At 58.8% G+C, this 19,535-nt stretch carries 16 protein-coding genes; 10 read left to right on the top strand and 6 right to left on the bottom strand.

The genetic code is table 11. From position 1 onward, the window contains the following. The first annotated feature begins 11 nt into the window (after nucleotides 1-11). From I2I05_RS21830 to I2I05_RS06480, 5 genes are all read left to right on the top strand, one after another. Nucleotides 12-1,298: a helix-turn-helix domain-containing protein gene (locus tag I2I05_RS21830; RefSeq protein WP_230688182.1), complete on the top strand. Its 1,287-nt coding sequence runs from the start codon at nucleotides 12-14 to the stop codon at nucleotides 1,296-1,298. 332 nt (nucleotides 1,299-1,630) lie between these two features. Next, the gene (locus I2I05_RS06495) at nucleotides 1,631-4,111 is read left to right on the top strand and encodes a TonB-dependent receptor domain-containing protein (RefSeq protein WP_196281404.1); all 2,481 of its coding nucleotides are present in this window, start codon (nucleotides 1,631-1,633) and stop codon (nucleotides 4,109-4,111) included. 186 nt (nucleotides 4,112-4,297) lie between these two features. Further along, nucleotides 4,298-5,455: a M50 family metallopeptidase gene (locus tag I2I05_RS06490; protein ID WP_196281403.1), complete on the top strand. Its 1,158-nt coding sequence runs from the start codon at nucleotides 4,298-4,300 to the stop codon at nucleotides 5,453-5,455. 133 nt (nucleotides 5,456-5,588) lie between these two features. Continuing rightward, the gene (locus I2I05_RS06485) at nucleotides 5,589-6,476 is read left to right on the top strand and encodes an ABC transporter ATP-binding protein (protein ID WP_196281402.1); all 888 of its coding nucleotides are present in this window, start codon (nucleotides 5,589-5,591) and stop codon (nucleotides 6,474-6,476) included. A 64-nt stretch (nucleotides 6,477-6,540) separates the two neighbouring features. Further along, nucleotides 6,541-10,188, top strand: coding sequence for an ABC transporter permease/M1 family aminopeptidase (locus I2I05_RS06480; RefSeq protein ID WP_196281401.1), 3,648 nt, complete (start codon nucleotides 6,541-6,543; stop codon nucleotides 10,186-10,188). Nucleotides 10,189-10,320: 132 nt separating this feature from the next. Here I2I05_RS06480 and I2I05_RS06475 read toward each other — a convergent pair whose 3' ends face one another. The 5 genes from I2I05_RS06475 to I2I05_RS06455 all read right to left on the bottom strand — a co-directional run bounded on the left by I2I05_RS06475 (nucleotide 10,321) and on the right by I2I05_RS06455 (nucleotide 12,476). Further along, a complete protein-coding gene (locus I2I05_RS06475) occupies nucleotides 10,321-10,497 on the bottom strand; it encodes a hypothetical protein (protein ID WP_196281400.1) in 177 nt (58 codons plus the stop codon). Between the two features lie 15 nt (nucleotides 10,498-10,512). After that, nucleotides 10,513-10,986: a DUF1648 domain-containing protein gene (locus I2I05_RS06470; RefSeq protein WP_196281399.1), complete on the bottom strand. Its 474-nt coding sequence runs from the start codon at nucleotides 10,984-10,986 to the stop codon at nucleotides 10,513-10,515. Between the two features lie 32 nt (nucleotides 10,987-11,018). Then, entirely contained in the window at nucleotides 11,019-11,273 is a 255-nt protein-coding gene (locus I2I05_RS06465) for an autorepressor SdpR family transcription factor (protein ID WP_196281398.1), read from the bottom strand. 123 nt (nucleotides 11,274-11,396) lie between these two features. Further along, nucleotides 11,397-11,780, bottom strand: coding sequence for a hypothetical protein (locus I2I05_RS06460; RefSeq protein WP_196281397.1), 384 nt, complete (start codon nucleotides 11,778-11,780; stop codon nucleotides 11,397-11,399). 126 nt (nucleotides 11,781-11,906) lie between these two features. After that, nucleotides 11,907-12,476: an RNA polymerase sigma factor gene (locus I2I05_RS06455; protein ID WP_230688181.1), complete on the bottom strand. Its 570-nt coding sequence runs from the start codon at nucleotides 12,474-12,476 to the stop codon at nucleotides 11,907-11,909. A 254-nt stretch (nucleotides 12,477-12,730) separates the two neighbouring features. Between I2I05_RS06455 and nuoK the strand changes: the two genes are divergently transcribed. The 3 genes from nuoK (at nucleotide 12,731) to I2I05_RS06440 (ending at nucleotide 16,375) form a co-directional block, all read left to right on the top strand. Next, entirely contained in the window at nucleotides 12,731-13,063 is a 333-nt protein-coding gene (gene nuoK / locus I2I05_RS06450; protein ID WP_188562078.1) for an NADH-quinone oxidoreductase subunit NuoK, read from the top strand. Nucleotides 13,064-13,189: 126 nt separating this feature from the next. After that, the gene (gene nuoL / locus I2I05_RS06445) at nucleotides 13,190-15,133 is read left to right on the top strand and encodes an NADH-quinone oxidoreductase subunit L (protein WP_196281395.1); all 1,944 of its coding nucleotides are present in this window, start codon (nucleotides 13,190-13,192) and stop codon (nucleotides 15,131-15,133) included. Between the two features lie 63 nt (nucleotides 15,134-15,196). Beyond that, nucleotides 15,197-16,375 (top strand): hypothetical protein, encoded by a 1,179-nt coding sequence (locus tag I2I05_RS06440; protein WP_196281394.1) that lies wholly within the window; start codon nucleotides 15,197-15,199, stop codon nucleotides 16,373-16,375. A gap of 200 nt (nucleotides 16,376-16,575) precedes the next feature. On the opposite strand, the gene I2I05_RS06435 is transcribed toward I2I05_RS06440, so the two are convergent. Then, nucleotides 16,576-16,923 (bottom strand): winged helix-turn-helix transcriptional regulator, encoded by a 348-nt coding sequence (locus tag I2I05_RS06435; protein WP_196281393.1) that lies wholly within the window; start codon nucleotides 16,921-16,923, stop codon nucleotides 16,576-16,578. A gap of 124 nt (nucleotides 16,924-17,047) precedes the next feature. On the opposite strand from I2I05_RS06435, the gene I2I05_RS06430 reads away from it, so the two are divergent. Both I2I05_RS06430 and I2I05_RS22305 read left to right on the top strand, forming a co-directional pair. Further along, on the top strand, nucleotides 17,048-17,764 hold the full coding sequence (locus I2I05_RS06430; protein WP_196281392.1) for a pirin family protein: 717 nt from the start codon (nucleotides 17,048-17,050) through the stop codon (nucleotides 17,762-17,764). Between the two features lie 190 nt (nucleotides 17,765-17,954). After that, nucleotides 17,955-19,532 (top strand): OmpA family protein, encoded by a 1,578-nt coding sequence (locus I2I05_RS22305; RefSeq protein ID WP_196281391.1) that lies wholly within the window; start codon nucleotides 17,955-17,957, stop codon nucleotides 19,530-19,532. The last annotated feature ends 3 nt before the right edge of the window (nucleotides 19,533-19,535 follow it).

Below are 19,535 nucleotides of genomic sequence, written 5' to 3'. Positions count from 1 at the left end.
TGTTGTTTCCTTTGTTCTCCTCCGTTTTCCTGTTGCCCATGGCTGGGCCAGCGGCGGCCTTGGCGGTGCTGCTGGGGTTCAGTGCCGGCCGGCGTCGGGCCGTGCCGGGGCTGCTGCTGGCGTTGGGGCTGTTGGTGCCCACTTTCCTGCTGGCGCAATGCCTGCTCAGCGCGGCGGGCTGGTGCGTCAATCCCATCGACCCCGCCGTGCCCGGCCCGCTCTACGTGCCGTGGCCAGCCGAACTACTGCTGGCGCCGGTGTGCTACCTCTACTTTCGGGTGCTGGCCAACCCCGCGCTGCGGCAGCCGGGGGCATGGCGGCACCTGCTGCCGGGGTTGGGGCAAGTGGGCTTGTTTGCGGGCGTGGCCGTGCTGGGGCTGGGCTACCAGCACGGAGCAGGAGCGGTGCCGTTTGGCCGGCCGGGCACGGCGGCCGAATTGCTGCATTACCTGGTAACGCCGCTGGCCTTGGTTTGCTACGTGTCGCTTTTGCTCTATGGGTTTAAGACGCTGGACGACTACCGCCGCTACCAGCAGCACTTGGCTGCCCATTACTCGGACGCCGAGCGGCCCCGCTTTCTTAACCAGCGCCCTTTGCTGCTCGTGCTAATAGTCGGGTTTGGGCTGGGCCTGAGCTTTGTGGCGCTCGATGCCTGGTTTGGCCCGTTCAATAACCCCGAAATTTGGTACGGCTTTGCCGTGCGCGGCGCGCTGGTGTTTGGACTGGCGGTGGTTGGGCTGCAAGCTAGCTACGCCGCCACCGGCCCGATGCCGCGGTTGGGGATGCGCGTGGTAGCTTCCAGGCCGGGCACTGCGAACCCCAATTGGCCGATGGAACCCGCCGCTGGGCACGCCGGCGGCCTGGTGCCCGTGCCATTTGATGCCGAATCCGCGTTGCCGGCGTCTGGACCCGCTGAGCATGGGCTTGCGGCGCGCGCTGCAACTCCGTTGCCAGTGGCCCTGGAACCGCTACGAGCACAGCTACTGGCCTGCATGGATGCGGAGCAGCTTTGGCTGGCCCCTGAATTGACCCTGACCGACTTGGCCCAGCGCCTGGGTACCAACCCCGGCTTTCTGTCGAAAGTCATCAACGCGGGCTGCGGGCAGAATTTCAACGACTTTGTGAACAGCTACCGGGTGGCCGAGGCCCAGCGCAAGTTGGCAGACCCGCGCTTTGCGCATTTCTCGTTGGTGGGCGTGGCCCTGGAGAGCGGCTTCAACTCAAAGTCAACCTTTAACCGGGTGTTTAAGAAGCTGACGGGCTACCCGCCCAGCGAAGTGACACGGCCCAAATCATAGGTTGGGACGCCTCAAACCATAAACCAGGGCGGTATGCCCGGGGCAGGAGCCGACCTTTGCCTCGGCATTTGCCAGCAACCCTTGACGCTCCCAACACACTCGCAGCCGAGCTAGCTGGCATTTGCAACTCAATTCAATATCGGATTGATACAATAATTCAAGGTATCGCTGCGATATATAGCGGTGCATCACCTGACGGCTTGATTTGCAACTGGCTAGAAAAGATACAGCGCACCTCCTGCAACGACGAGGTTAATTCTAGTCTCCTTACAATACTTTTTATTCTTTCAATAACACTTTTCACTTAGCCTGTTTTACCCATTCTGTTGCACATGGCCTATTCCTACCGCTTTCTGTTGGCGTTTTTGCTCGTCGCGCTTGCTTTCACTTCACCGGTTTGGGCCCAACAGCCGGCTTTGCCCGCGGCCCCGCCCGCCGGTACCGGTTCCATCACGGGCGTGGTGCTCGACTCGCTGAACCGCCAGCCGGTGCCCTATGCCACGGTGGTGCTGCTGCCCCCCGCGCCCAACGACAAGGCCATCACGGGCGTGGCGGCCGACGACAACGGCCGCTTCAGCCTAAGCAAGCTCGTGGCAGGCCCGGCCCGGCTGCGCATCAGCTACGTGGGCTACGGTACCCAGACGCGGGCCGTCACCATCACAGCCGGGGCCACCGACGCTGGCACGTTTCGGCTGCCCACGGCCGGTACCGCGCTCGATGAAGCGCTGGTTATCGGCACGAAGCCGGTGGTGGAAGTGCGGCCCGACCGCATTGTGTACAACGCCGAGCAGGACGTGACCAACACCGGCGGCACCGCGGCCGATGTGCTGCGCAAAGCCCCATTACTGGCCGTGGACGGCGACGGCAACGTGCAAATGCGTGGCTCTAGCAACTTCAAAGTCCTGGTGAACAACAAGCCTTCGCCCACAATGGCCAGCAACCTGGCCGATGCCCTGAAAAGCATCCCGGCCGACCAGATTAAGAGCGTCGAAGTCATCACCACGCCGCCGGCCAAGTACGATGGCGAGGGCACGGCCGGCATCATCAACATCGTGTTGAAAAAAGGGGTGGACCGCGGCGTGAATGGCCGGGTAGGCGTATCGGGCGGCAACCGGAGCGCCAACACCAACGCCTCGCTCAACTTCAAAAAGGGCAAATTCGGCTTTACCTCGTCGGGCAGCGTGGGGCGCTGGTTCGGGCCCAACGAGTTTGAGCGGGTGCGAACCGGCCTGCTGGATGCCTCGACTCTCACGCAAAGCAGCGCGGGCCGCAACAACGGCGGCTTCTACTACGGCAGCCTGGGCCTCGACTACGACGTGAGCGAACGCAAAAGCTTCTCGCTGGCCGGCTCGCTGAACGGGTACGGCGGCGAGAGCACCAACTCGTTGGCCAGCCGGTTTGCGACGCCCGACGCCGCGCAAAACAGCTTGTTCTTCCGCAACACCGACAACCTGTTCAGCGGCCTCAACGCCGAGGTGACCGGCACTTACACCCAGACCTTTGCCCAGGCCCGCCGTGAATGGAGCGTGCTGGGCCAGTATTCGCGCAACGACAACACCTTCGGCTACGACTACGACCAGTTCGACAACTCGACGGTGCCGCTGGAAAGCGGGCAGGCCAACTACCGCGAGCGCAGCCGCGGCCGCACGCCCGGCTCGGAATACACCTTCCAGACCGACTTTGTGCAGCCTTTTGGTGAGAAGCAAACCTTGGAAACAGGCCTCAAGGCCATTTGGCGGCGCACCGGCTCCGTGGCCGACGTGGACGGCCTGCGCCGGGGCGAAACCACTGATTTTGTGCGCCTGCCCGGCCGCTCCACCGACTTTAGCTACGACCAGAACGTGCAGGCGGCCTACGCCACTTACTCGTTTGCCCCCAGCAAAAAGCTCAACGTGAGCCTGGGCAGCCGCTTGGAGCGCACGGCTTTATCGGCCGACTTCCAGACCACGGACTCGGGTTTCGAGCGCAGCTACGTGTCGCTGCTGCCCAACGGCAACGCCCAGTACGCCATCAGCGAATCGAACAGCCTGCGTCTGGCTTACAGCCGCCGCATCACCCGGCCCTACATCTATTACCTGAACCCCTTCCGCAACCTGGGCGACCCGCAGAATATTTCCTTCGGCAACCCCAACCTCAACCCCGAGCTGACTGACTCCTACGAGCTGAGCTTCAATACCAACGGCAAGGCGGGCTCACTCAACGTGTCGGCCTCGGTGCGACGCACCGACAACGCCATCGAGAGCGTGCGCCGGGCCACCGCCACGGTGGGCGTGACGGAAGAAACCTACGCCAACGTAGCCTCCAACGCCTATTACCAGCTCAACTTCTACGGGTCGGCCAAGCCGGCCAAGGGCTGGGACATCAGCGGCGGCCCCGATGTGCAGTACATCGTGCGCCGCAGCCCCACGCTGGGCATCGAGCGCACGGGCTTCACGGCGGGCCTGAATTTCAATACTTCGTACAAACTCCCCAAGAGCCTCACGGCGCAGGCGTTTGCCTACGCCTCGCTGCCCAGCCCCGAATTGCAAGGCCGGGGCGCCGCCAACCTCTACTACTCCGTGGGCGTGAAAAAGGGCCTGCTGAAAGACAAAGCCGACCTAACGGTGAACGTCACAAACCCATTCAACGCCTACTGGGCCTATCGGTCCACGGTGAGCACCCCGTCGTTTAGCGAGCAGCAGGAGTTTCGGGGCTTCCAGCGGGGCATTCGCGTGAGCTTTGGCTACCGGTTTGGCCAGGAGCAGCAAGGCAAGCGGCGCAAATCCATCTCGAACGACGACGTGAAAGGCGGCGCCAGCAAGCAGGGCGGGTAAGCCAATATATAAATGCCGTTATGTAGTATTGGTATGCCGTTCTTCTGGCAAAATAATCGAGGTAAAATGCTGTGAAATAATTGATTAAAGTTATTTCATAAGTGAGGGTAGAAAATGCCGAGGCAAAAGTTGATGACGTGTCGTTTCTTCGGGTTTAGCTTCTAAGACTCTGCTCTTCCCTGCTTGATGAAGAAATTCCGCAAACCGCTTGTCTTTGCCTTGTGTGCGCTGTTGGGCGCCGGGGTGGGCGTGCTGGGGGCTCGGTACGGGCCGGCCTGGGCGCATCCGGGCGGTGCCTGGAGCCGGGGGCAAGTGCTGGGGCTACTGCTCTCGCTGCCGCTGGCTTGGCTACTGGCCGTGCTGCTGCACGAGCTAGGGCACGTGGCGGCCGGGCACTGGCAAAGCTTTAGGTTCTACTGGCTAGCCGTGGGGCCGTTTATGTGGAAAAAGAAGGCCGGGCGGGTTCGTTTTGAGTGGAATAAAAACCTGAACACTGCCGGCGGCATGGCCCTGAGCGTGCCGCCCGACGACCACGAGCTGCGCCGGCGCTTCATCGCCTTTGCGCTGGGTGGCCCGCTGGCCAGCTTGGTGTGGGCCGGCGTGGCGATAGGACTATTTGCGCTGCTGCCCGCGGCTCCGGGTGCGGGACAGGTGCTGATGGGAACGATAGGCGCCAGTGGAGGCATTTCGGGACTATTGGTCGTGCTCACGCTGGTGCCCATGCAACTCGGCGGCTTCAGCACCGATGGGGCGCGGGCGGTGGCCTTGTGGCGCAACGGCCCCGCCGGACAGCTCGAGCTGGCAGTGCTCGCGGCCACGGTGCGCTCCATCGCCGGCGTGCGGCCCCGCGAGCTGCAGGGCCCGCTGCTGGAAGCTGCCGCGGCCCTGCCCGATGAGCTGCCGTTCAAGCTGTACGTGTACCATTACCTCTACCTGATGGCTCTGGACGCGGGCGCCACCGAAGCGGCTGGCCGCCACCTAGCAGCCTACCGCGACCGACTGGCCCAGATGCCCACTGCCATGCACGCCAGCGTTTGGCTCGAATCGGCCTTTTTTGCCGCCGCCCACCAGCACGACTTGGCGGCGGCCCGTGCGTTTCAGGCCCAGGCCCAGGTCACGTCCTTCACGCCCGCCGACCTACCTGCCCGCGTCGAAGCGGCCCTGGCCCGCTTCGCCGGCGAGGCCGACCGCGCCCGCGCCCAGGCGCAGCTGGCCCTGCAAGAGCTACCCAACAACCTTGACCAGGGCAGTGCCCAACACTACGCCGAGTGGCTGAACGACACGCTGGAATGGGCGAGTCAAACTGACTCCAATCCTGGCCGGATGGCGCTAGTTCTGAAATAAATAGCTTTCTTACGCCAATTTGCCTCCATGGCCTCGCCAGCGAGTTGGCCAGTAGGAGTAAGTAGGCAACCCGCACGGGTACCCACGCATCTGTTCGCTTTCATCTTTTTGTTTCCTTTTTCTGTAAAAACACATGGCCCTTACGATTACCAATCTATCCAAAACCTACGCCAACGGGGTGCAAGCCCTGAAAGACGTGAACCTCACCATCCCGACGGGCATGTTTGGCCTGCTGGGGCCCAACGGCGCCGGCAAGTCGAGCCTGATGCGCACCATTGCCACGCTGCAGGATGCCGATTCGGGCTCCATTATGCTCGACGAGCTGGACGTGCTGAAGGACAAAGACGGCGTGCGCCGCGTGCTGGGCTATCTGCCGCAGGAATTCGGCGTGTACCCGCGCGTGTCGGCCGAGGAGCTGCTTGACCATTTGGCGGTGCTCAAAGGCATCGGCAACAGCAAGCAGCGCAAGGAAATTGTGGAGTCGCTGCTGCAGCAAACCAACCTCTGGAACGCCCGCAAGAAGAACCTGGGCGGCTACTCGGGCGGTATGAAGCAGCGCTTTGGCATCGCCCAAGCCCTGCTCGGCAACCCCAAGCTCATCATTGTGGACGAGCCTACGGCCGGCCTCGACCCGGCCGAGCGCAACCGCTTTCACAACCTGCTCAGCGAGATTGGCGAGCACATCATTATCATTCTGAGCACGCACATCGTGAGCGACGTCACGGATTTGTGCCGCAACATGGCCATCATCAGCCAGGGGCAAGTGCGCCTCACCGGCGACCCGCTCACGGTGGTGGAGCAGCTGCGCGGCCAGGTGTGGCGCAAACTGGTGGACAAGGACGAAGTGGCCGGCCTGCAGGCCGAGCACCACGTCATCAGCTCGCGCCTGTTCGCGGGCAAAACCATCGTGCACGTGCTGAGCGACAGCCGGCCCGATGGCACATTCGAGGAAGTGAACCCGGATTTAGAGGACGTGTACTTCGCGCAAATCGCGGAGCGCAAGTCCGCCGTGCTGGCGTAGGCCTCCGCTAATCCAATTGTTCACAATACGCGAAGCGCGGCTTCGCGCAAAATCCTACGAACTCATGTTCCTCCCTATTTTTCTGTTTGAACTCAAATACCGCCTGCGCCGCCCGGCCACGTGGATATATTTCGGCATTCTGCTCATCATGGGCGCGCTGGTGACGGCGGCGGCCGGCGGCATTTTTGGCTCCGGCGTCAACGTCAGCCTCAGCGCCGACGGCGGGCACGTCAAGGTCAACTCGCCGCATTCCATCAGCGGGGCCATTGCCGTGCTCAGCTACTTTGGCCTGCTCATCACCTCGGCCATCATGGGCAACCCGGTGTACCGGGACTTCGAGCACCGCACCCATTCGCTGTTTTTCACCACGCCCATCACCAAAGCCGGGTACCTGGGCGGGCGGTTTTTGGGCTCTTTCGTGATTTGCGTGCTGGTTTTCACCGGCATTGCGTTGGGCGTGGCGCTGGGCGGCGTGCTGCCGGGCGTGGACGCTACCAAGTTCGGCCCCTACCACCTGAGCTACTACGTGTGGCCCTACCTGCTGTTTGTGATTCCCAACGTGCTGTTTACCGGCGCGGTGTTTTTTACACTGGCCACGCTCACGCGCAATATTCTGAGCACTTACATCGGCTCGGTGCTGCTGTTGGTGGCGTATCTGATTTCGCAGTCCTTCCTGCGCGACCTCGACAACATTACCCTGGCCGCCATGCTCGATGCCTTCGGCTCGGGGGCTATTTACTACACCACCCGCTACTGGACGGCGGCCGAGAAAAACACCCTGCTGATGCCCCTGAGCCAGTATATCCTGCTCAACCGGGCTCTGTGGCTGGGCGTGGCGGTGGCTCTGCTGGCGTTTTGCTACGCTCGCTTTCAGTTCTCGGCTTTTGCTTCGGACAAAGCACCGTCCAAGAAAACGCGGGCCGCAGCGGCGCTGGCCGAGCAGGTGGCCGCGCCCATGGGCGGGCGGCTGGTGCTGCCGCGCGTCACGCAGTTTTTCACCAACGAGATGAACCTGCGCCAGTTCTGGAGCCTCACCAAGCTGGAGTTTCGAGGCATCGTGCGCAGCGTGTATTTTGTGGCCATTGTGGGCGCAGGCGTCCTGTTCCTGTTCGTAACCGGCTGGCAGGTGGGCAAGGTTTACGACACCACCACCTACCCCGTTACCAACGAAATGGTGGCCTTGCTCAGCGGCACGTTCTCGCTGTTCATCCTCATTATTATCACCTACTACGCCGGGGAATTGGTGTGGCGTGAGCGGGACGCCGGCGTGGCCCAGATTACCGACTCGCTGCCCGTGCCCAACTGGGTGCCGTTTTTGAGCAAGCTCACGGCCCTGGGTTTGGTACAGGTGGTGCTGCTGGCCGTGGTCATGGTGTGCGGCATTCTGCTGCAAACCGCGAAGGGCTACTTCAAGTACGAGCCCGGCCTGTACATCCAAACCTTGTTTGGCTTGCGGCTGGTCGACTATCTGCTGCTGTGCGTGCTGGCCATGCTGGTACAGGTGATTGTGAACAACAAGTACCTGGGCCACTTCGTGATGGTGATTTATTACCTGACCGGCATTTTCCAGAGCCAGTTGGGCATCAACCACAAGCTGCTGGACTACGGCGGCAGCCCCAGCACCCCGTATTCCGACATGAATGGCTATGGCCACTTCATCACCGGCTTCACCTGGTTCAAGCTGTACTGGGCCGCGGGCGCGCTGCTGCTGGCCCTGGCCGCCAATATCTTCTGGGTGCGCGGCACCGATTCGGCCTTCACGCGCCGCCAAGCCGAAGCCAGCCGCCGCTGGGGCCGCCCCGCCTGGACGGCCCTCGCCCTGGGCCTGCTGGTGATGCTTAGCGCCGGTAGCTTCATTTTCTACAACACCAACATCCAAAACGAATACATCACCCCCAAAGCGGAGGAAAAGCAACAACTGAGTTACGAGCAGAAATACCGCCGCTACAAGGACATGCTGCAGCCCCGGCTCGTGGCCGTGAACCTGCGCACCGACCTCTACCCGGCCACCCGCTCGGTGGACATTGCGGGCAGCTTCTGGCTGAAAAACCGCAATGCCCGGGCGCTCGACTCTATCCTAATCAGCGTGCCTATTGGGGCCAAGGTGCGCCAGCTCAGCATCGGCCAGCCCGCCGCTAAGCTCCTGCTGAATGACAGCGTGTTGTACACCCGCTTCTACCGCCTGGCCCGGCCGCTGGCTCCCGGCGACTCGGTGGAAATGACGGCCACCCTGCACTACGGCGAAACCGGTTTTCCCAACTCCGGCTCCAACACCAGCATTGTCGAAAATGGCATCTTCATGAACAGCCAGGCCTACCTGCCCGGCTTCGGCTACCGCGAAGGGGCCGAGCTGAGCGACGACGACGTGCGCAAGCGCAATGGCCTCAAGCCCAAAGACCGCCAAGCTCCGGCCACCGACGTGAAAGCCCTCCAAAACATGGGCCTGAGCCAGGACGCCGACTGGATTCGCTTCGAAACCGTGCTCAGCACCAGCGCCGACCAGCTGGCCGTAGCGCCCGGCCGCCTGCTCAAGGACTGGACCAAGGGCGACCGCCGTTACTTCCACTACAAGATGGAGCAGCCCATGCTCAATTTCTACACCTTCCTCTCGGCCCGCTACAAGGTGTATAAGGACCAGTGGGTGGACTCGGCAGGCCGGCGCGTGGTGCCCATCGAAATCTACTACCAGCCCGGCCACGAGTACAACCTCAAGCGCATGGCCGCGGCCACCAAGGCGTCGTTTGCCTACTACACCAAGCACTTCGGGCCGTATCAGCACACGCAGGTGCGCATTCTGGAATTTCCAAAATATCAGAGCTTTGCCCAGAGTTTTGCCGGCACCATTCCGTTCTCGGAAAGCATCGGCTTTATCGCCAAAGTCGACCCCAACGACCCCGAAGACGTGGACTACCCGTTCTACGTGACGGCCCACGAAATTGCCCACCAGTGGTGGGGCCACCAGATTGCGGGCGCCAACGTGCAGGGCGAAACCATGCTCGTCGAAACCATGGCCCAGTACTCGGCCCTGATGGTGATGAAGCAGGAATACGGCGCCCACACCATGGCCAAGTTTCTCGACTACGAGCTGAACAGCTACCTGAACGGCCGGGCTTTCGAGCGTAAGAAGGAAGTGCCGCTGTCCAAGGTCGAAAACCAGGGCTATATCCATTACCGCAAGGGTTCGGTGGTGATGTACGCCCTGCAGGACTACATCGGCGAGGCCAACGTGAACAAGGCGCTGCACAGCTTCCTGGAGCAGCACAAGTTCGAAACCGCGCCCTACACCACGGCCCCGGCCCTGGTGGCCGAGTTCCGCAAGGTCACGCCCGACTCCCTGCAAGGCCTCGTGACGGATATGTTCGACCGCATCACGCTCTACGAAAACCGCCTTACCGACGCCTCGGTGAAGAAACTAGCCAACGGTAAGTTCCAGGTTAGCCTGACCGTGGACAGCAAGAAGCTGGTGGCCGATAGCCTCGGCACCGAGCGTCCGGCCCCGCTCGACGACTACCTGCCCGTGGCCGTGTTCCCCGCGTTGGGCAAAGACAAGAAGCCCGTGGCACCGCTGCTACTCACCAAGCGCCGCTTCCGCGCCGGCACCAACAAGTTTGAGTTCATCGTGAACCAGGAGCCTGCCAAAGTCGTCGTCGACCCCTACCACGAGTTCATCGACCGCGTGCAAAAAGACAACGTGAAAGAGGTCAAGCTCTAATCAGTAGTGACTTAAAATATGAAAGCCCCGGCCACATTTGGCCGGGGCTTTTTGCTTCCGAAAGGAGTCGGTTCAAGTTAGGAGATGGCCCGTTGGCTTGGGTGCATTCATTGGCTACACGCTGCGGCCCGCTTATGCTGCCTCCCGCAGTTTTTCTTCCTGACGGAATACCCAAAACGAGTAGCCGTAGCAAAAAGCCACCGTTCCGATGATGAGCACCAGCGTTACGGCCTCCATGAATTGCATGGGCACCACCAATGCCAGCGCCGCCAGCAGCAAGCCCGCACCGAAGAAAAGGTAACCGCCCACCCGGTGAGTCCGGGCCTACACCGTGGAGTTTTCCAACGTCCAGGGCGTGCGGATTCCTACAAAATAGTTGGGTTGAACAGTGGTAAAGTAGTTGCCTAGCAAGGCGAAAAACAAGCCAACCAACACCAGCACAACCCGCTCATTGCCAGCGGCCGGATGCAAGGCCGCGTAGATGCTATAGCCGGCCATGCTGCTAGCGAAGGCTACCAGAGCCAAGCGTAGCTTTTGAAAATTCACGGTGCTGTTATCAAAGCGTCGCTTGGGGTCGAGACGCGGCAGCACGGTAAGCAAGGCCGCAATGCCCACTGGCAAGGCAAACGCAATCAGCCACATGTTGCCGCGGCTAGTGTAGCCATTGGCGCTGCCGGAACCGCTGAAATGCGTGGGCACTTGCTCGGGAAGCGCCGGCCACGCATAGGCGAGGTATAGCACCGGCATGAGCAATGCCGCAAGGGTCAGGAGTTGCCAGGGAAGCAGGTTCTTTTTCATGAGGAAGACGAGAACGACGTAAACAGAAAAAATCAGGACTTGAATTGGTAAAGCCAGCCCAGTAGTTCGTCAAAGACGGTCATGTTGAGGGTATAAACCACAAACTGCCCTTGTTTTTGGCTGGTCACAAGGTCGGCTTGGCGGAGCAGGTCGAGGTGGTGGCTGATGGTAGGGGCAGAAAAATGGAATTGCTCGGCAATGGCCCCAGCGCTAGCCGGGCCGTTCCGGAGCCGCTCCAATATGGCCCGCCGCGTGGGGTCGTTTAGCGCTTTGAAAAGGGCGTTCATTCTGATGTTTCGTTAATTAGACAAATGTCTAAGTAAAGTTGGAATAAAAAAGCGCGACTCCCGGAAAAGGAGCCGCGCAGCTAAAATATAGTTGGTAATGATACTCTTGGGTAGCGGTAGTGGCTAAGCCGGTTGGCGGGTTTCCGCTTGGGCATCGGGCGTTGGCCGGCGCATGAAGGTCATGCCGCAGCGCTGCTGCATTTGTTGGCGGAATTTCTCGCGCTCATCGGGGCTGAGGGTTTCCATCCGGCCAGCCATGCGCTGCTGCCAAGCCTTGCGGCGCCGGGCCCAGTCGCCGGACTGCCCGCCCCGGAACCAGCCGCCGAACAAAATGCGGCTCAGCACCAGCAAGCCAAAGGTTTGGGCCAGCGTGATGGCCGGGCCGTTGAAAATTTCCGGCACCAGCCAGTTCCAGAGGTACTGGGTCAGGAAAACGGCCGCCGTGAGAAACAAGGCCGCGAAGAGCAAGAATCGGAGGCCGCGCAGCAGCCAGAATTTACGGTCCATTCGGAGGATGAGGTTAATGGTCAGGAAAAGTTTTTCCGTTGCGTCATCAATTTCAATGGGCAACTTGGCTTGTTGGAATGCAACTCAACGCCGGCTGCCGGCGAGCTATTCGCAACGGAGTAGCTACTAGTCAGTAAATAATTCGGTGTAAAGCTTTTGTAGCCGTTTGCGCAGGTGCAGCACGGCGTAGTGCTTGCGCGAAATGAGGGTTTTGAGCGGTACGCCGGTTTCTTCTTCCATCTCGCGGAAGGTTTTGTCTTCCAACTCGTGCCACACAAACACCTGGCGCTGGGCGGCCGGCAGCTCAGCCAGCGCTTCGGATAGGGCGTCCATCAAGGTTTCGCGCAGCAAGCGGTTTTCGGGCGAGTCGTCGGGGGCGGGCAGCAGGTCGGCCAACAGTAGGCCCTCGCCGTCATCGGAAGCCTCGGCCGCACCGAAGGCTTCTTCCAAACTCACCGGGCGTTTGCGGCGGTAGAGGTCGGTGATGCGGTTGCGGGCCACCCGAAAGAGCCAAGCCGCGGCCTGTTCCACGGGCTTGAGCATCCGGTAGCTTTCTACCAGCTCGGCAAAGACATCCTGCAGGAGGTCTTCGGCCTCGGCTTCGTCGGGGATGCGGCGGCGGATAAACTGCAGCAGCCGCGGCCGCTGCTGCCGCACGGCATCGGCAATCTGGCGGTCTTGCTGCGTAGCCGTCATCGGGGCAAGGGAGGAGGGGAGCGAAAGAGCCATGGTTTCCATTCTGAACAACTAGACGCAGGCCCCCCGAATTTACTTTAACTTTTTTTGGGCCACCCCGTAGCGCGGGCTTTGCGAGTCCGCACATAGAAGAACGTTCCGCTACGCGCGGACTCGCAAAGTCCACGCTACATAAAAGGGACCAGGTTTTTCCTTTTTCAAGGATACCTTTGCCGGCCGGCCGGCTGCACTGTTCTCCCGCCGGCCCTTTTCGCATGGACCAAACTATTCCTGAAGTAATCCGCACTGTTCCGCTGCAGTACTACGTCTTTTTCGCCTCGGCCCTGTTTGCCATCGGCGTGACGGGTGTGCTGGTGCGGCGCAATGCCATCATTATTTTCATGTGCGTCGAGCTGATGCTCAACGCCGTGAACATTCTGCTCACGGCATTTTCGGCCTACCGCGCCGACCCCAACGGTCAGATTTTCGTGTTCTTCATCATGGCTGTGGCCGCCGCCGAAGTTTCGGTGGGTCTGGGCATTATCGTCATGATTTACCGCAACTTCCAGACCACCGACGTCAACCTGCTCAGCCGGTTGAAGTGGTAATTATCCTGTCATCCTGAGCGGCGCGAAGGACCTTATGCCAGTTGAACGGTTAGCGTTCTGGCGTGATGAGGTCCTTCGCGTCGCTCAGGATGACAGTTCTTTTAGTATCGCTAGCATAGCCCTACAATGCAAGAAACTGTTCTCCCAGGCGCCAACGCCCCTTATTCAACGCTTCTCTACGTCCTGATTCCGCTGTTGCCCTTCTTGGGTTTCTTGCTGAACGGTTTGCTGAACCGCAAGCTGTCCGGTACCGTGGCCGGCCTTATTGGCAGCGCCACCGTGCTGGGTTCGTTCCTGATTTCGGTGATGCTGTTCCTCAACTTCGAGTATCAGTACACCGTGCAGCTTTTCGACTGGATTTCGGTGGGCTCGCTCCAAATCCCCTTCCAGTACCAAATCGACCAGCTCAGCCTGATAATGCTGCTGTTGGTGACAGGCGTGGGTTTCCTGATTCACGTGTACAGCATCGGCTACATGCACCACGACGAGAACGTGGGCAAGTTCTTCAGCTTCCTGAACCTCTTCATCTTCAGTATGCTGCTGCTTGTGATGGGCGCCAACTTCGTCATCCTGTTCATCGGTTGGGAAGGTGTGGGCTTGTGCTCCTACCTGCTCATCGGCTTCTGGAACAAGAACACCGCCTACAACAACGCCGCCAAGAAAGCCTTCATTATCAACCGCATCGGTGACCTCGGCTTCCTGCTCGGCATCTTTCTGATTTACCTGACGTTCGACTCGGTGCAGTATGCTGAGGTCTTCCAGAAGGCCAGCACCATGCAAATCGGAACGGGCGTTATCACGGCCATTACGCTGCTGCTGTTTGTAGGTGCCATGGGCAAATCGGCCCAGCTGCCGCTTTATACCTGGCTGCCCGACGCCATGGCCGGCCCCACGCCGGTTTCGGCACTTATCCACGCTGCTACCATGGTAACGGCCGGTATCTACATGGTGCTGCGCGCCAACGTGCTGTTCACCCTGGCGCCCGATACGCTGCAAGTTGTGGCCATTGTGGGCGCGGCCACGGCCCTGTTTGCCGCCACCATCGGCTTGGCGCAGAACGACATTAAGAAAGTGCTGGCGTACTCCACGGTGTCGCAGCTTGGCTATATGTTCCTGGCTCTGGGCGTGATGGGCTACAGCACGTCGCTGTTTCACGTGCTCACCCACGCGTTTTTCAAGGCGCTGATGTTCCTCGGGGCTGGCTCCGTGATTCACGCCATGAGCAACGAGCAGGACCTGCGCCGCATGGGCGGCCTCCGCAAGGCGCTGCCGATTACGTTCCTCACGTTCCTCATCGGCTGCTTGGCCATTTCGGGCATTCCACCGTTCTCGGGCTTCTTCTCGAAAGATGAAATCTTGGCGCACGCCTTCGAGCACAACAAAGTGCTGTGGGCCATGGGCTTGCTCACGGCGTTCCTCACGGCGTTTTACATGTTCCGCCTGCTGTTCCTGGCGTTCTTTGGCGAGTTCCGCGGCACGGCCGAGCAGAAGCACCACCTGCACGAGTCGCCGGCTTCGATGACCTTTCCGCTCATCGTGCTGGCCGTTCTGGCGGCCGTGGGCGGCTTCATGGGCGCGCCGATGTTCACGGGCGGGCACCACTACCTGGCCGAGTATCTGGCCCCGATTTTCACCTATTCGCAGCGCCTGCTGCCCGCCGCTTTCAACGCGGAGCCTGACCACAACACGGAGTTGATGCTGATGGGCTTGTCAGTAGCGGCCGGCCTGCTGGGCATCATTCTGGCGTATGTGTTCTACGTGGTGCGTGCCCAGCGGCCAGCCGAGGAAGAAGCGCAGCGTTCGGGCCCCGAGAGCTTGGTGTATCATAAATACTACATCGACGAGCTGTACAACGCGGTATTCACGCGGCCCATTATGGCGCTGTCCAACGGCCTGTATAAGTTCGTCGAAAACGGCATTATCAACCCGGTGGTAGGCGTGTTTGGCCGGGCCGTGAATGGCGGTGGCACCCTGCTGCGCTACGTGCAAACCGGCGCCGTAGAAACGTATTTGATTCTGATGGTCATTGGTATCGTGCTGATTCTGGGCCTGAATTTTGGCCGGTTTTAAATAGAGTATAATTAGTGGATTTTGACAATTCTGTCATCGACACATTTTAAAAGACATTTATAAATGCTTATTCAAGATTTATCAATAAGTGACCATGGCAGTTTACGGCGGCTATCGGCTACAATTGTATGGGAAACAAGCAAAACAGAAACGCAATTTGTTTACTTTGATGTTCCAGCAAAGTATGCGAGCTACCTGTATGAATCATATGATTGTTTCTTAGCCGGTGCTATTGTTCCCGCGTTTTTTGCTGGGGAAAAAAGAATAAAAATTGATGGAGAAATATGTCCTGTTCTGAGAAGAGGACTCGTTCATAACATGCACTGGCTTGCGCATTGGTATAAACCCAGTACATCGATTCCTGAAATTGAAAGTCAAACAAAAACGGGCTACGATTTGCCAAATAATCGCCATGCAGCGTCATTTTTATCTGGTGGAATTGATTCATTATCTACGTTGCGACTGAATCAACTAAATTTTTCCGAAGACCATCCACAGCGAATAAAAGATGGCATAATGGTGTTCGGGTTTGACATTGCTGGGCGTGAGCATGAAAAAAATCATGAGGAACAATTTGAAATTGCACTTCAGGCTCTCGAGAACATTGCGAGCGAGTCAAACATCAATTTAATTCCAGTTTATACTAACATCCGCCATTTAAATGACGACATAAGTTTTTGGATGACTAAATCGCACGGAGCTGCTTTAGCTGCTGTTGGTTTAGCTCTTAGTAATCGAATTAACTCTGTTTATATAGGTTCTTCCTATGATATTGCAAACATGCAACCCTGGGGTTCGCATCCAATTTTAGATAGCAATTTCAGTAGTCAATACTTAGCCGTTCATCATGACGGAGCGGAATTGTCTCGACTTGAGAAAACTGAAATTGTCGCCAATTGGAATCTTGGCTTAAATAACATTCGTGTTTGTGTTGCGAACGAGGGCGTACTAAATTGTGGTAAATGCGAAAAGTGTGTCAGAACGATGTTTCAACTTTACGCATTGAATAAACTTCAGGATACCAATGTATTCCCTGTGAAGAATGTTGAAGCGGGAATGCTAAAGACCATATCAATAGGCAGCAAATATGCTGAGATTTGTTACCAAGACTTATACCCAATATTCAAGAAAATGGGGCGCAACGACTTGGCGGAAGCTGTTAGTGGTTTGGTGAGCCGCAGGAAAAATTATTTGGTGAAAAGGAAAGTCATTGATTTTGCTAAAATCTACTTGAAAAAGTAGTTATGCCATAAGAGCAAGACTGGGTGTCGCGTGTGAGTGATTTCATACGCAGTTACAGTGCCTTAAACTTAATTACTTTGCTTCGGTCATCTGCTTTCTTCTATTGCAACGCCTGTAGAACTGCTTGGGTAAAGTACTAAGTGGCATTTTCATCTTTTGTTACCGTTAAAAAAGCCCTCTTGTTTAACAAGAGGGCTTTTTTATTTCATTGTGGCCGCTAGTACGGCCCGGTTTTGCACGCCCCAGGCTTGGATAGCGTCAATTACCGGTTCAAGAGAACGGCCGCATTCCGTAAGCGAATATTCCACGGTGGGAGGCACGGTGGGGTAGGGGCGGCGCGTAACGATGCCGTGGGCTTCCAGGAGTTTCAATTCCTTGATGAGCATGCGGGCGGTGATGCCGGCCACGTCGCGCTCCAGGTTTTTGAAGCGCAGGGTGCCGTGGTGCAGCAGGCTGTGGATGATGGCAAATTTCCACTTTCCCTCCAGCACGTCCAGCGTTTCGCGGAAGGGACAATCCAAAACCGGTTTTTCTTTCTTGATGGGCATATTTTAATTGCTTGATTATGAGCAAGAGTTACACGCGCGTCGCTAGTATACATCGGTGTAACTACTTGCAAAAGTATACCATTGAGCGGACCTTTGTTTGGTAACCACGATAATTCAACGCCTTATGTCTCAATCCGTCCTGCACCGCGCCGATACGCGCGGGCACGCCAACCACGGCTGGCTCAATTCTTACCATACTTTCAGCTTTGCCGGGTATCACGACCCCGAGCGGATGCACTTCGGCGTGCTACGCGTGCTGAACGACGACACCGTGGCCGGCGGCAAGGGCTTCGGCAAGCACCCGCACGACAACATGGAAATCATCTCCATTCCGCTATCCGGCGACTTGGAGCACCAGGACTCCACGGGCCGCCAAGCCGTCATCCGCGAAGGCGACGTGCAGGTGATGAGCGCCGGCACCGGCCTGGCCCACAGCGAGAAAAACCACAACTCCGATAAAGAAGTCAAATTTTTGCAAATATGGGTGTTTCCGAATCAGCGCAATGTGGCCCCGCGCTACGCCCAGGAAAGCTTTACGGCCGAAGACCGGCACAATAAGTTGCAGCAAGTGCTGTCGCCCTCGCCCGATGATGCCGGCGTCTGGATTCATCAGGACGCCTGGTTTCACCTCGCCGATTTGGATGCCGGTGTGAGCCTCGACTACGAGCTAAAACAGGCCGGCAATGGCGTGTACGCCTTTGTGTTGGAAGGGGATTTGACTATCAACGGCCAAGAATTACACCGCCGCGACGGCTACGGCCTGTGGGAAGTCGATAAGCTAAACATCAAGGCCGATGCTACGGCTCGGCTGTTGCTAATGGAAGTGCCGATGCTGGGCTAACGAGAGCAGCAGCGAAAACCGAACTGCTAGACTTCTTAAGTGCTTCAATACAAACGAGCACGCGTGTGCTTGTTGGGGTCGCTTTGCATTGCAATAGCAACTTTTTTAGATAGTAGGGGTATAGGAGCACATCTGTCACTGGCTTTCCTGGCCAGTGGCAGATTCACGCCTCTTTCACCCCCACTTTTTTATGCACCTAAAACCTCAACTCCTGCGCGGCCTCGCGTTGGGTACGGTAATGCTCGGCATGGCTGCCCCGCATTCGCAGGCCCAAACCGCTGATAAAAAAACCGCCGTCAGCCTATTCGGCAGCGGCTACCAGTACAAGGGCAACTACGGTTCCTATTTCTGGGACGGCAGCAACACCAACGGTGGCCCCGGTATCTCGCTGAACCGCTACGTTTCCAGTGGCCTCGACATGGGCGTAGCCCTCGGCTACGTGGAGTTGAAAGGCAGCCAGCCTTTAAATCCCGCCAATAAATTCAGCACCAACGTCATCAATGGCAACCTGACGTTCAAGTTCAAACTGAACAACGGCTGGGCCCTCAAAGAAGACGCCCGCATTCAGCCCTACCTGATGGTGGCGCCGGGCTTGGCTTACTTCAGCCGGGATGCTACCTACCGGGGCACTACCACCGACGAAAGCTCCACGAATTTTGACCTGTTCGGCGCTGCCGGCATCAATTTCCGCCTCAGCGATGGGGTGGGCTTGTTCATCCAGACCGGTCAGCACATTCCCTTCGGTGGCAACATCGACGGCGACCTTGTGCGCGACGACAACAGAATTGACGACCGGTATCTGCAGCATTCCGCTGGCCTGACCTTCGCCTTCGGGCAGATGAAGGACGAGGACAAGGACGGCGTATCCGATAAAAAAGACAAATGCCCCGGCACGCCCGCCGGCGTGGCGGTGGACCCCAACGGTTGCCCACTTGATAAAGACGGCGACGGTGTTCCGGACTACCAGGACAAGTGCCCCGACGAGAAAGGCTTGGCCGCCCTCGAAGGTTGCCCTGACCGCGACGGCGACGGTGTGCGCGACAGCGAAGACAAGTGCCCCGATACCCCCGGCAAAGCCGAGCTCGGTGGCTGCCCCGATGCCGATAACGACGGCGTAATCGACCAGAACGACAAGTGCCCCGATACCCCCGCCGGTGTGAAAGTGGACGCCAACGGCTGCCCGCTTGACCGCGACGGTGACGGTGTGCCCGACTTCCAGGACCGTTGCCCCGACCGTGCCGGTCCGGCCTCGAACCGTGGCTGCCCTGAGGTAAAAGCCGAAACCAAGAAGCGCCTGCAGGAAGCCACGAAGTACATCAACTTCGAGTTCAACAAGGCCGTGCTGCTCCCCAGCTCGTACCCCACGCTGCAGGACCTGGCCAAAATCATGGCCGAATACCCCGACTACACGCTGGGCATTTCGGGCCACACCGACAGCAAGGGTGCTGATAACTACAACCTGCGCCTCTCGGACGACCGTGCTGCTTCGGCCCGTGCTTACATGCTGAGCCAAGCCGTGCCCGCCGACCGCATTGTGTCGCACGGCTACGGCGAGACCAAGCCCATTGCTGACAACGCCACGGCCAAAGGCCAGGCCTTGAACCGCCGCGTGGAGTTTGACCTGTACCTCACCGGCGACCCCAACGCGTCGGAAGTGAAATACGGTCCGGCCCCGACCATCGCTCCAGAGCCGGTGAAAGCCGCTCCGGTGAAGAAAGCTCCCGCCAAAAAGGCTCCGGCCCGTAAGGCGCCCGTGAAGCGTAAGTAAGCT

The organism is Hymenobacter jeongseonensis (assembly GCF_015694725.1).
Classification (GTDB): domain Bacteria; phylum Bacteroidota; class Bacteroidia; order Cytophagales; family Hymenobacteraceae; genus Hymenobacter; species Hymenobacter jeongseonensis.
The sequence above is the reverse complement of the archived record's forward strand: the minus strand, read 5'-3'. Positions and strand labels throughout refer to the sequence as shown.